This window comes from Burkholderiales bacterium (genome assembly GCA_023511995.1).
Lineage (GTDB): Bacteria > Pseudomonadota > Gammaproteobacteria > Burkholderiales > Thiobacteraceae > Thiobacter.
Genome location: JAIMAL010000024.1, coordinates 1 through 12897, shown reverse-complemented (window position 1 = coordinate 12897; position 12897 = coordinate 1). Strand labels below are relative to the sequence as shown.

At 64.5% G+C, this 12897-nt stretch carries 9 protein-coding genes and 1 pseudogene; 1 reads left to right on the top strand and 9 read right to left on the bottom strand.

From position 1 onward, the window contains the following. Positions 1-3 precede the first annotated feature (3 nt). Positions 4-1344 carry a GldG family protein gene (locus K6T56_11090; protein ID MCL6556895.1) on the top strand — a complete coding sequence of 447 codons (1341 nt, stop codon included), beginning with the start codon at positions 4-6 and terminating at the stop codon, positions 1342-1344. 28 nt (positions 1345-1372) lie between these two features. Here K6T56_11090 and K6T56_11085 read toward each other — a convergent pair whose 3' ends face one another. The 9 genes and pseudogenes from K6T56_11085 to K6T56_11045 form a co-directional block, all read right to left on the bottom strand. Beyond that, complete coding sequence (locus K6T56_11085; GenBank protein ID MCL6556894.1) at positions 1373-4516, bottom strand: type I restriction endonuclease subunit R; 3144 nt, start codon at positions 4514-4516, stop codon at positions 1373-1375. After that, positions 4513-5064 carry a virulence RhuM family protein gene (locus tag K6T56_11080; GenBank protein MCL6556893.1) on the bottom strand — a complete coding sequence of 184 codons (552 nt, stop codon included), beginning with the start codon at positions 5062-5064 and terminating at the stop codon, positions 4513-4515. Before K6T56_11080 ends, K6T56_11085 begins: the two co-directional genes overlap by 4 nt. 127 nt (positions 5065-5191) lie before the next feature. After that, on the bottom strand, positions 5192-6049 hold the full coding sequence (locus K6T56_11075; protein ID MCL6556892.1) for a GIY-YIG nuclease family protein: 858 nt from the start codon (positions 6047-6049) through the stop codon (positions 5192-5194). Beyond that, positions 6046-7290 (bottom strand): restriction endonuclease subunit S, encoded by a 1245-nt coding sequence (locus tag K6T56_11070; GenBank protein MCL6556891.1) that lies wholly within the window; start codon positions 7288-7290, stop codon positions 6046-6048. The genes K6T56_11075 and K6T56_11070 overlap by 4 nt, the downstream gene beginning before the upstream one ends. 90 nt (positions 7291-7380) lie before the next feature. Beyond that, entirely contained in the window at positions 7381-8436 is a 1056-nt protein-coding gene (locus K6T56_11065) for a Fic family protein (GenBank protein MCL6556890.1), read from the bottom strand. A 207-nt stretch (positions 8437-8643) separates the two neighbouring features. Continuing rightward, entirely contained in the window at positions 8644-10218 is a 1575-nt protein-coding gene (locus K6T56_11060; GenBank protein MCL6556889.1) for a type I restriction-modification system subunit M, read from the bottom strand. Positions 10219-10258: 40 nt separating this feature from the next. Beyond that, complete coding sequence (locus K6T56_11055) at positions 10259-10612, bottom strand: DUF4145 domain-containing protein (protein ID MCL6556888.1); 354 nt, start codon at positions 10610-10612, stop codon at positions 10259-10261. Beyond that, complete coding sequence (locus K6T56_11050; protein ID MCL6556887.1) at positions 10609-11775, bottom strand: ATP-binding protein; 1167 nt, start codon at positions 11773-11775, stop codon at positions 10609-10611. The genes K6T56_11055 and K6T56_11050 overlap by 4 nt, the downstream gene beginning before the upstream one ends. A 324-nt stretch (positions 11776-12099) precedes the next feature. Beyond that, a pseudogene (locus K6T56_11045) lies at positions 12100-12828 on the bottom strand (restriction endonuclease). Between the last annotated feature and the right edge of the window lie 69 nt (positions 12829-12897).

Genomic DNA, 12897 nt, shown 5'->3' with positions numbered 1-12897 from the left:
GCCATGAAACTCGACCGCAAGACCCGCCTCGTCCTCGCCTTCCACCACTGGGTGTTCATCGTGCTTCTTTTGGCGCTTCTGGGGCTGATCGCCGCCCTCACGCGCCAATACCACACGAGCTGGGATTGGACGCTCAATGCACGCAACAGCTTAAGCCCCGGCAGCCAAGCTCTGCTCGCCAAGCTCGACGGGCCGGTGCATATCACCGCCTATGCGGCGCCGGATGGGGACATCGCGCGCAACATCCGCGCCTTCCTCGCCCCCTACCAGCGGGTCAAGAAGGATCTTTCCCTGCGCTTCGTGGACCCCAACACCGAGCCCCAGCTCGCCCGCGCCGCCGGCATTCAGATGGAAGGTGAGCTGGTGGTGGAATACGGTGGCCGCAGCGAACACCTCACCACCCTCAACGAATCGTCCCTCACCAATCTGCTCATGCGGCTTAAGCGCGGAACGGAACGGCTGGTCATGTACCTGGACGGCCATGGCGAGCGCAAGCTGGACGGCAGCGCCAATTTCGATCTGGGCGAGTTCGGCGCGCAGCTTGGGCGGCGGGGCTTTCGCATCAGCCCCTTACGGCTGAGCCTCGCCCAGGAAGTGCCCGCCAACGCCGCCCTTGTCGTGATCGCCGGTCCGCGGGTGGACCTGCTGCCCGCGGAAGTGGAGAAACTGCGCGCCTGGCTCCAACGCGGCGGCAACCTCCTCTGGCTCATCGACCCGGAACCCTTGCATGGCCTGCAACCGCTCACCGAGGATCTGGGCCTTGTGCTGCCCCCCGGCGTGGTGGTGGACCCGGCGGCCAGCAGTCTCAACGCGCCCGCCACCCTGGCCCTCGGCGCCCAGTACGCGCAGCATCCGGTACTGGGGCAGTTCGACCTCATCACCGTCTTCCCCTTCGCCCGCCCCATGCATGCGGCGGAACGGCAGGGCGACTGGCGGGTCACGCCCCTCATCGAAGTGGCGCCCCGCGGCTGGGTGGAAACCGGCAAGCTGGAAGGGGAACTGCGCTACGACCCGGACCGCGACACCCGCGGCCCCGTCACCGTCGCCCTCGCCATGGAGCGCACGGTCAACGACCGCAGCCAGCGCGTGATCGTGGTGGGCAGCGGTGCTTTCCTCGCCAACCAGTTCCTCGGCAATGGGGGCAACCTGGACCTGGGCATCAACATGGTGAACTGGCTTGCCGGCGACGAGAACCTCATCAGCATCCAGCCCCGGCCCACCCGCGATGCGGAAACCCGCCTCGACCGCCGCCTGAGTGTGGCCATCGCGCTGGGCTTCCTCATCCTGCTGCCCGTCGCCTTCTTCACCGCCGGCGGCATCATCTGGTGGCGCCGGCGACGCTAGGCTGGTGTGGCCTTACCGGGGGGCGCTGTCAGGCCACGGCCCAGGCGGCCGACAGCAGCTCCGCCTGTTCCAGCACCGTCTGTGTCGCCTTCTCCTGCTTGTCCGGCGGGTAGCCGTATTTGCGCAGGATGCGCTTGACCAGCACGCGCAGGTGCGCGCGCACGTTCTCCCGCAACGTCCAGTCAATGGTGACGTTTCTGCGCACGGTCTCCACCAGCTCCCGCGCAATCTGCGCCAGGGTGGGTTCGCCGAGCACTTTGACCGCGCTGTCGTTCGTCTCCAGCGCATCGTAGAAGGCAAGCTCCTCTTCGGACAGCCCCAGCGCCTCGCCGCGGCTGCTCGCTGCCCGCATCTCTTTCGCCAGGGCGATCAGTTCCTCGATCACCTGCGCGGCCTCGATGGCGCGGTTCTGGTAACGGCGAATCGTCTGTTCCAGCATGTCGGCAAACGACCGCGCCTGAACCACGTTCTTGCGCCGCCGGGTCTTGATCTCGCCTTCCAGGAGCTTGCGCAGAAGTTCCACCGACAGGTTGCGCTGCGGCATCCCGCGCACTTCGGCCAGGAACTCGTCGGAGAGGATCGAAATATCCGGCTTCTTCAACCCAGCGGCAGCGAACAAATCCACCATGCCCTCCGGCGCGATGCCCTTGGAAACGATCTGCCGGATGGCGTGGTCCAACTCTTCCTCTGGGCGCGGCGTACCCGGCGCGCGCTTGACTAGCGCCGCCGCTACCGCTTGGAGAAACGCCACGTCGTCGCGGATGCGCAGCGCTTCCTCGTGCGGCACGGCCAGCGCAAAAGCCTTCGATAGCTCGCGTACGGCCTGAAGCAATCGTTCTTTGCCGTTTTCTTGCGCCAGGATGTGTTCCTGGGCCGCAGGCAACAGCGCCAGCCGCTCCTGCGGTGTCCCGTGGGTCCACTTCGACCGGTCGAAACCATAGAACAGGCCGCAGCAGACCTCGTATTTCTCCAGCATCACAGCCACGGCTTCTTCCTGATCCAACGCCGTGCGGCCCGTGCCGCCGCTTTCCGTGTAGGTGGCAAGCGCCGCCTTCAGCTCGTGGGCAAGGCCCAGGTAATCCACCACCAGCCCGCCGGGTTTGTCCCGGAAGACCCGGTTCACCCGGGCGATGGCCTGCATCAGGCCGTGGCCGCGCATCGGCTTATCCACATACATCGTGTGCAGGCTCGGGCAATCGAAGCCGGTCAACCACATATCGCGCACGATGACGATGCGGAAGGGGTCGCGTGGGTCGCGGAAACGGTTGGCCAACGCCTCGCGCCGGCGTTTGTCGCGGATGTGGGGCTGCCAGTCCGTGGGATCGGCAGCCGAGCCGGTCATGACCACCTTGATTGCGCCCTTGTCGTCATTCCCGTCGTGCCATTCGGGATGCAGTCGCACGATCTCGTTGTAGAGCTCGACGCAGATACGCCGGCTCATGCAGACGATCATTGCCTTGCCCTCGAGCGCCTCCAGCCGCCGCTCGAAGTGCTCCACGATGTCCCGCGCGATCAACTTGAGCCGCTTTTCCGCGCCGACCACCGCTTCGAGCTGCGCCCATTTCGTCTTGAGCCGTTCCTTGCGCTCGATTTCCTCGCCCTCGGTCACCTCCTCGAATTCCGCGTCAAGCCGCGGCTTGAGTTCGTCCGGCAGGTCGAGCTTGGCCAGGCGGCTTTCGTAGTAGATGGGCACGGTCGCGCCGTCCTCGACCGCGCGCTGAATGTCGTAAATGCTGATGTAATCGCCGAACACGGCCCGCGTGTTGGCGTCGGCAAGCTCGATGGGCGTGCCGGTAAAGCCGATGAAGGAGGCGTTGGGCAGCGCATCGCGCATGTGGCGCGCGAAGCCGTCGATGAAGTCGTATTGGCTCCTGTGCGCCTCGTCGGCGATGACCACGATGTTGCGCCGGTCCGAGAGCACCGGATGGCGGTCGCCCTTCTCTTCGGGAAAAAACTTGTGGATGGTGGTGAACACCACACCGCCCGCCGCCACGGAGAGCAACTGGCGCAGGTGCGCCCGGCTTTCCGCCTGCACCGGCGGCTGGCGCAGGAGGTCCTGGCAGCGGGAAAACGTCCCAAAGAGCTGGTCGTCCAAATCGTTGCGGTCGGTGAGCACCACGATCGTCGGGTTTTCCATCGCCGGCTCGCGGATGATGCGCCCGGCGTAAAACGCCATCGTCAGACTCTTGCCGCTGCCCTGCGTGTGCCAGACCACGCCGATGCGCCGGTCGCCGGTCTGGCCGCCGGGCTGCTTGCGCGCGGCGTAGCCGCAAGACGGCTCGTGCAGCGCCAGGCTTTCTCGTTGGAGCGCCGCCGCCCGCAGGGTTTCCTCCACCGCTACCCGCACAGCGTGGAACTGGTGGTAGCCGGCCACCTTCTTCACCAGCCGACCGCTGGCGTCGTCCTCGAACACGATGAAGTCCCGCACCAGATCGAGAAACCGGCGTTTGTCGAACAGCCCTTCCAGCACGACCTGCAACTGCGGGATCGTTTCGGCCGCGACCGTTTCGCCGCCAATGGTCCGCCACGGCTTGAACCACTCGCGGCCCGCGCCCAGCGAACCAACCCGCGCCTCCAGACCGTCGGATACCACCAGCACCGCGTTGGGCGCGAACAGCGACGGGATTTCGGCCTGGTAGGTCTGGAGTTGTTGCCAGGCTGTCCAGATGGTGGCGTCCGCATCGGCGGCGTTTTTCAATTCAATGACCGCCAGCGGCAGGCCGTTGACGAACAGCACGATGTCCGGCCGGCGGCTGTGCCGGTTCTCGATGACGGCAAACTGGTTCACCGCCAGCCAGTCATTGTTGTCCGGGTCGTCGAAGTCCAACACGCGCACCGGCGCGCCGCGGATGCCGCCATCCGCCGTGCGGTATTCCACCGTCACGCCGTCCACCAAGAGCCGATGCAGCGCGCGATTGCGCTGGAGCAAGTCCGCGCCTTCGGGCCGGGTGAACCTGCGGAAAGCCTCCTCCAGCGCATCCGCAGGCAGGGCGGGGTTCAATCGGGCGAGGGCATCGCGCAAGCGTTGGGCCAGCACCACCTCGCCATAGCTCTGCCGCTCGGCGGCCGGCGTGTCGGGGGCGATGTCGGGGCCGTGGCCGATGCGCCAGCCGACGGCGACGAGCCACGCCAGCGCAGCGTCTTCGACGACGGATTCGGTGAAGGTGCTCACGACTGTGGCCCCGCGAGCATGTTCATCACCAGGCGGATCATCATGTCCTTGTTCTTGGCATCCGATTCGGCCACCAGCCCGCGCCCCTGATCGGCGGTGAGCGCCTCGCCGGCGGCGGCTTTTTTCACGAGCTGCAATGCGGCTTCCAGTTCGGCGGCGTTCTCCTCGAAGCGCTGGCGGTCGAGCGAAAACCCACGGGTGAGGTGCTCGCGCAGCACCCGCGTGGCCCACTGGCGGAAGCGCGTGGCGCGCGTGGAGTTCACCCGGTAACCGACCGAGATGATGGCGTCCAGGTTGTAGTATTCGATCTCCCGCACCACCTCGCGTTCGCCCTCTCGCTGAACTGTTGCATTTTTTGCAACGGTTGCTGCACGCTCCAGCTCGCCGCTGGCGAAGATCGCCTTCAGGTGGCGCGAGATCACCGACTTGTCGCGCCCGAAAAGCTCCGCCAGCTGCTGAAGGCTCAGCCAGACGCTTTCGCGCTCGAGGCGCACCTCGACGCGCGCCTCGCTGCCCTCGTAAATCACGACCTGGTTATCGGCTTTCACAATCCGCGCTCTTTCAGGAACGCCTCGGCGTCTTTCACCCGCAATTCGCCGGAGATGAGCTTGGGCAGCAGGGTGTCGCGCAACGCGGCGTGAGCGGAGGTTACGGAGGCGGGGTTGGCTAATGTGCTCATGGCTCTCCAGATTCAGCCTCTTGAATCTCTTTGAGCGTGCGGCCCTGCGCGTCTTTCCATTCTGCGCGGCCATTTGCGGATCGGCCCAGCAGCACACCCGCAGCCGTAGAGGGCGAGTTGAAGGTGTAGTCTTGGGTCAACCGGTAGTGCGTGCCTTCATCCACAAAGATCCCTTGAGCCAATAGCGCTCGTCGTAGCTCTTTAAGGTAGTCGTGGATCGAGGGGGCCTCATCCTTGGCCGCGAGAGATCCCACGCGCACCACAAACCCTTCGGCAGTGTCCTGCCCACTAGCCTCTATGCCCTTGCCTCTTAGTATCAGGTCGCGCGACTTTTTGCCGGGCGCCTTTGCTTTCTCGAAGACGTTTAGGCCGAGGAGCGGCAGGCACAACAGCATATCCTGGAGGAACGCTTCGGCATCTGCTTTGTCCGCTTCCGAAAGGGTGGAAAGCTGTGGGATGTTGCCGTTGTCGAGTTCAGCCCGCTTGGCGTCTGCGGCCAACTGCACAAGGCGCGCTTCAAGGTACTTCACATGCGCTTTGTTAAGATTCTGATCCTTGCTGGTGAAGACGACCGCGTGGGTCCAGAAGTCTTTCTGCTTGGCGTGTTGGTCTAAACGTGATAGAACGGAATCGCCTTCACCGACGTAGATCCGCAGAAGCTGCCCCGATTCTCCAGGTCCCCATAGCACATACACGCCCGTGCGTTTCAATTCATCCCGCTGGCGCGCCTCAGGGAACAGTGCACGTGGGAAAAATAAGCCCTGACCGATCCAGTTTGATTTTTCAATGATACGCAAGCCGTCGGGATTACCGGACGGTATGAAGATGCGTACCGAAAAGCCCTGGCTATTCATAACCCCCGCTCCTTCAAAAACCGCTCCGCATCCTTCACCCGAATCTCCCCGCGGATGAGCTTCGGCAGCAGCGCATCGCGCAGGGCGGCGAGGGCGCGGGATTCGAGATGCCGTTTCCAAGAAGCCTCGAATATCGGTGAAACACACCTATCCATGACCTCCAGAAGCGGGGAAGGGGGAACCGCGAGCTTGGCCTCGGACAGGTGATGGCGCTGGATGTGGCCCATGGTTGTAGCTTTGCCGGCGGCTACGTGCCGGAATTCTTCCAGGTGCGCATGGACGCCAAAATAGCACAACCACCGCGGATAACGCTTCGGTGTTACTTTGAAGAGGTGTTGATTAAGAGCACCTGGACCACCAGCCCAGACAACACATTCCAGCGATCCCGACCACGAAAACAGGATGTCGCCGTCAGCGACGACATAATCCGGATCCAGATCGGCACTGGCTTGATCTGCCCCCAGCGTGTTACCAGAACGAAGCTGTGCGATCTTGATGACCGGAAGCGATCGGCCCTCCTTTGGCGGATACTTTTGGAGCGCTAAACCGTTTAGGAAATGCGCGATCTCATCGAGGCTGTTGACCTCCCACCCCTCCGGAATCTCCCCCAGCTCCGATTCGACGAGCCGGTCGGGGAAGAGGTCGTAGAGGTGGGCGGGGAGGCCGGGCAGCGACTGGCCGCGCTGCCAGCGGCCTTCCATCTTGGCGCGCACCGGCTCGAAGTCCACGAACCATGCCTTGAACAAGGCGCGGGCCATCGCCTCCAGCGTTTCGTTCTGTTTGCGGTTGAGCTCGATCTTGTCGTCCAGCGTGCCGAGGATGTGGGCGATGGCGCGTTGTTCGGGGAGGGGTGGTAATGGGAGCTCAAGAGACGTGGCGTACTCCCATTTTGCCCGAGGCATTTTTGTTCCTTCAGAAGCACGAACGACTGGTTCGAGAAATAGACTCGAAGCCATAACGTAGAACAGGAAACCAGCGTCGATACCGGGTTTCGGACGAACAACCCAGATGTCAGTCGAACAGATTCCATCAAAAGGGGCACGTATGACCTTTCGAAAATAAGGCCGTAATTTGCCGAACAAGACATCGCCAGCCCTGAAACGAACTTTTAGACTTATAGCATCCTCGGCAATACCCGTTCCACGCAACCCAAGTGTGCCTTCACCGATATGTTCTAAGCCGATATAGGGTAGCTGCGGAGCGTCGGAGGGATGCACCGTGTCACGGACAAGGACGGCCATTTGAACGAACCGCTCTAAGCGCCACTCACCCCCCATACCCAACCTCCTTCAGCTTCGCCTCAATCGCTGTATCCCGCCGCGCTGCCTTGGTCATACCGCCGCCTCTTCCGTCTCCTCGAACAGCCGCACATACGGCTCGAAGCGGAAGCGCCGGTTGCGGGCGTAGCCGGTGATCTCGCGCAGGAGGCCGATGGTTTCCAGCCTCGCGACGATCTGGTTGGCCCCGGCCGGGGTGAGCCCCAGCCATTCGCGCACGGTGGCCACCGAAACGATGGGGTGGTCGAACAGGCGGTCCATCACGCGCTGGCCGTTGGCGGCGGCGCGGCCCAGATGCTCGGTGATGCGGGCGCGGTAGTCCTCGCGCATGCGCAGGATCGCGGCGGCGGTATGGGTGGCCTGCTGGCTGACCTCGATCACGCCGTCGAGAAAGAACGCGAGCCACCCCTCCCAGTCGCCGGCGTCGCGCACGGCCTGCAGGCGTTCGTAATATTCGCTGCGGCGCTGCTTGAAGTAGTGGGAAAGGTAGAGCACAGGTTTGGACAGCAGCCGTTTTTCGGTGAGCAGGAAGGCGATCAAGAGCCGCCGCATGCGGCCGTTGCCGTCCAGGAAGGGGTGGATGGTCTCGAACTGGGCGTGGGCGAGGCCCACCTGCACCAGCGGGGGCAGGCCACCGCCGTCGTGCAGGAAGCGCTCCAGATCGGAAAGCGCCTGCGGCACCTCGTGCGGCGGCGGGGGTACGAAGGTCGCGTCGGCCAGGGTGCAACCGGCGGGGCCGATCCAGTTCTGGGTGGTGCGCAGCTCTCCGGGTTGCAGGCGCCCGCCGCGCACGCCCTGCATGAGCTGCGCGTGGATTTCGCGGATCAGCCGCACCGAAACGGGCAGGTCGGCCAGTCGGCTCAAGCCGTAATTCATGGCCCGCACGTAGTTGGCCACCTCGTTCACATCCTTGGGCGTGTCCGGGTCGAAAAGCTGCGCCTCGGCGGCCAGCAGGTTCTGCAGCGAAGACTGGGTGCCCTCGATCTGGCTGGAGAGCACGGCCTCCTTGCGCACGTACATGAAGACGAACAGATCGGGGTTGGGCAGCGTGAGCACCGCCCCACCGAGCCGGCCGAGCGCGTAGTCGGCGGCGGAAAGCTTGTCGCGCAAGACGCCGCCGAGGTCGAGCGGGGGGTCCGGCGGCAGGGCGGCAGGGGCGCCGGAATGAAGGCTCGGTAGCCCGCGGGCTGGCGCACGTAGCGCCCGGCGCGGGTTCTCTTGTTATCGGTTGCGTTATTTATGGCCATTTGCGCGCCGCTTGGTTAACGGAGCGTTTATTATGATGGAGCGATTTGGCGGCCATATGCAACGCAGCGCTCAAAACCCCAGCGCCCGCAGATTCGCCTCGATCGCCGCATCGAGCTTCGCTGCCTCGTCCCGCTGGGCACGCCATTGGGCGGTCAGGCGCGCCATCTTCTCGGCGAAGGGCTCGTCGTCCTCCTCTCGCACTTCCGCGCCGACATAGCGCCCGGGGGTGAGCACGTAGCCCTGTTTGCGGATCTCCTCCAGCGTGGCGGATTTGCAGAAGCCGGGAATATCGGCGTATTCGCCGGCATCCTTCTCGCCGCGCCAGGCGTGGTAGCTGTTGGCGATCTTCTTGATGTCCTCGTCGGTCAGTTCGCGGTGGGTGCGGTCCACCATGCGGCCCATCTTGCGGGCGTCGATGAACAAGATTTCGCCTCTCCGGTCGCGGAACTTGCCGTTCTTGCGATCGCGCGCCAGGAACCACAGACACGCCGGGATCTGCGTCGAGTAGAAGAGCTGGCCGGGCAGGGCGACCATGCAGTCCACGAGGTCGGCTTCGATGATGTTCTTGCGGATTTCGCCTTCGCCGGACTGGTTGGAGGACATGGAGCCGTTGGCAAGCACGAAACCGGCGACGCCGGTGGGCGCGAGGTGGTGGATGATGTGCTGGACCCAGGCGAAGTTGGCGTTGCCGGCGGGCGGCACGCCGTATTTCCAGCGTTTGTCGTCGCGCAGGCGTTCGCCGCCCCAATCGCTCACGTTGAAGGGCGGATTGGCGAGGATGAAATCCGCCTTGAGGTCGGGAAAGCGGTCGTTGTGGAAGGTGTCGCCGTGGGCGATCTGGCCCTCGATGCCGCGGATGGCGAGGTTCATTTTGGCCAGCCGCCAGGTGGTGTAGTTCGACTCCTGGCCGTAGATGGAGATGTCGGCGCGGGCGCGGCCGCCGTTGCCGTTGCCGCTGGCGTGGGCGCGGATGAATTCGACCGATTGCACGAACATGCCCGCCGAGCCGCAACATGGGTCGTAGACGCGGCCGCGGTATGGTTCGATCATCTCCACGAGCAGCCTCACCACGCAGTGCGGGGTGTAGAACTCGCCGCCCTTCTTGCCCTCGGCACTGGCGAACTGGGAGAGGAAATACTCGTATACGCGCCCCAGCACGTCTTTGGCGCGGGCTTCCTCGTCGCCCACCCGGATGTTGCTGATGAGGTCGATCAATTGGCCCAGGCGCTGCTTGTCGAGTGCGGGGCGGGCGTAGTCCTTCGGCAGCACGCCCTTCAAGGCCGGGTTGTGGCGCTCGATGGCGGCCATGGCGTCATCCACGAGCTGGCCGATGGTGGGCTGCCTGGCCTGCGCCAAAAGATGCGCCCAGCGTGCCTCCGGCGGCACCCAGAAGATGTTCTGGGCGCGGTATTCGTCCGGGTCTTCGGGGTCCGCACCTTCGGCCTTTTCCGCCACGAGTTTTGCGTGCTGCTCCTCGAAGACATCGGAGATGTACTTGAGGAAGATGAGCCCCAGGACGACGTGCTTGTACTCGGCGGCATCCATGGAGCCACGCAGCGCGTCGGCGGCGGCCCAGAGTTTGGCCTCGAAACCCAGATGGGCACCCGTCCCGCCGGGCGATGCGGTTTTGTTTTTCCTTGCCATCGTGTCTCCTCGCACGCGATTGCCGAACAGGGATTTGGAATCATCCGCCCGGCCGCCCGGTCACGCCGCAAGCCGCCAGCGCATCCGCCTCGGGCACCGCGCGATGGCTGTGCACGGCGCGGTTGCCGAGCGTGTTGATGACCCGCGCCTTGCTGAACACCGCCTCGCCGGCCGTCTGCTTGAAGCTCGGTTCGTGGATCAGCGCGCAGAGATTGTCCTGGTACGGGAGCTTGAGTGCCGCATCGTGCTTGTAGGCCCAGTTCACCGCCAGCTCCAGCGCGCGCCGGGCGTAGAAGCAGGCCGTGCGCGGATCGGCATGTACCGCCGCCTCGGCTTTCGCAGCGGCCTCGAAGATAGCGGGCCATTCGCGCTGGAGGAAGGCGAACTGGCTCATGGCGACGCGAGCTCCGCACACAGTTCGGCGAGCGGGAACGCCTCCACGCCCTCGGCCAGCGGGAAGCGCTCGCCGCCCCCATAGACGACACAGCGCTTCAGCGGCTTGACCGTCTCGCAGGCGGCGTGAAAACCGCGCTCGATCTTCGGCGCCAGCCCGCGCTTGATCTCGATCGCCCACGGCCGGCGCTCGCCGGGACGCTGGAGCAGCAGGTCGATCTCCGCGCCGGCCGAGGTGCGGAAGAAATACGCCTGCGTGCCCTGAGGGGCAGCCGCGATCAGCGACTCGATCGCCAACCCCTCCCAGCTCGCACCCGCCACCGGATGGGCGAGCAGCGCCTCGCCATCGGCAATGCCGAGCAGCGCATGCACCAGGCCGCTGTCGCGCACATACACCTTGGGCGACTTCACCAGGCGTTTGCGCACGTTGCCATGCCAGGGCGCAAGCCGCCGCACCAGCAGCAGGTCCACCAGCAGGTCGAGGTAGCGGGCGACCGTCTTGCCGTCCACGGCGAGCGAGCGAGCGAGCGCCGCGGCGTTGAGCAGGCCCCCTTGGCCATGGGCCAGCATGGTCCACAGCCGCCTCAACGTTTCGGCCGGAATGCGCGGTCCGAGCTGCGGGATGTCGCGCTCGAGATACGTGCGGATGAAATCCAGGCGCCAGCGCAGGCTTGCCGCATCGCTCTCCGCGAGTAGGCTTTCGGGAAAGCCGCCGCGCAGCCAGAGCGCGTCCAGCCGCTCGCGTCCAACCTCGCCGGCATCGAGCGGGGCAAGCTCCAGGTAGCGGATGCGCCCGGCGAGCGATTCGCTCGACTGCTTGAGCAGATCGATCGAAGCCGAGCCCAGGATGAGGAACCTGCCCTTACCCTGTCCGCGCCGCCGGCCGCTGTCGATGAGGCCGCGCAGGGTCTGGAATATCTGCGGTGCGCGCTGGATCTCGTCGAGGATCACGAGCTTGTCCGCATGCTGCGCGAGGTAGAGCTCGGGCTCGGCAAGCTTGGCGCGGTCGGCCTCGGATTCGAGATCGAGATAGAGCGATGGCCGGGTGGCGGCCACCGTGAGCGCCAGCGTGGTCTTGCCCACCTGGCGGGGCCCCAGCAGGGCAACCGCCGGGACCTCGGCGAGGGCGGCAGTGAGCGTGGACTGGAGTCGGCGTGGAATCATCCTTGCAATTATGGCATCGGATTCCATAATTGCAATGCAAACGATTTCCCTACCAGAAAGCACGAGGAATGGCGACCTCCTGCCGCAGCTTCGCGGCGGCCTCGAACACCGCCGGCCATTCGCGCTGGAGGTAGGCGAACTGGCTCATTTCATCCGCCTCAGCACACCCCTCCGGGATCAACGTCGTTCGCCAGGCCGGAAGTGCGCCTTGTGACCAGGGCAGACATTGCAATGACCCCGCGCATGCCTACAACCCCCCCCGGAAGGCGCGGTGTTGGAGGGAAGTAAAGAGCTCGTCGAGACGCGAGCTTGCCTCCTTCTTATTCACTCATCCTGGGCCGCGACCACCCAGATGCGCTTCAGAGGGAGCTCGGCCTTGAGGTCATCCTCGAGTGGGTCATAATGCGCGAAAAGCGCCTTCAGAAGCTCTTTCTAGGTCCAGAGCCGCAGCCGGAAAAAGCTCGGGGCGAGCTCCTGGTAAACATTTCGCTTGAAACCACCCCAAGACACAAACAAGCCTTCCTGGGCGCCGAATTTGGTCATGGCGCCCAGCAGTTTGTCAACGGTGGGCCTGTCGATCTGCCCGGCCTCTGATTTGACTTCCACGCACAGGCGCGGCGAACCAAAACCCAAGGGACCGGCCCCCGCCAAAATGTCCACGCCGCCATCGGCCCCTTCCGGGCTGCGGTAGGTGACATAGCCTTGAGCCCTGAGAATGCCTTCCACCAGACGGGTCAGCCCGTGGCCTTTGAATCGCATACCGATGAGACGGGCGATCTGGTCCCTGGCTGCTTCTTCGAGGTCTGTTGATTCCTCCTCTGCTTCAGCTCCGGACACCATGCTTGCCACCGACTCAGCCCGCCACCCCGCAGCGCGCATGGCGGCAAGCCGGGCCTCGGCGTTGTTGCGCCGGATCCGGCAGATCGTCATAAATGCTCCGAAGGAATAGAGGAGGTCCTGACCGAAGCGGTCCCGGGGGATGGCTTCACCAACCCATTTCACGGCTCGCCAGTGGAAAAAAGGATCGGGGCCGGCAGGTTCGAAGTGGTGGATTCAATCTCGAAGTGCAACGCGGCTGTATGATTGCATAAATACCTGATGAGGTGTTTTCCAGTTCAGGCG

What these genes read in the sequence shown, in the direction of transcription:
- K6T56_11090 (MCL6556895.1), top strand. Translation starts at nt 4, where the DNA reads ATGAAACTCGACCGCAAGACCCGCCTCGTCCTCGCCTTCCACCACTGG.
- K6T56_11075 (MCL6556892.1), bottom strand. Translation starts at nt 6,049, where the DNA reads ATGAATAGCCAGGGCTTTTCGGTACGCATCTTCATACCGTCCGGTAAT.
- K6T56_11070 (MCL6556891.1), bottom strand. Translation starts at nt 7,290, where the DNA reads ATGGCCGTCCTTGTCCGTGACACGGTGCATCCCTCCGACGCTCCGCAG.
- K6T56_11060 (MCL6556889.1), bottom strand. Translation starts at nt 10,218, where the DNA reads ATGGCAAGGAAAAACAAAACCGCATCGCCCGGCGGGACGGGTGCCCAT.
- K6T56_11055 (MCL6556888.1), bottom strand. Translation starts at nt 10,612, where the DNA reads ATGAGCCAGTTCGCCTTCCTCCAGCGCGAATGGCCCGCTATCTTCGAG.
- K6T56_11050 (MCL6556887.1), bottom strand. Translation starts at nt 11,775, where the DNA reads ATGATTCCACGCCGACTCCAGTCCACGCTCACTGCCGCCCTCGCCGAG.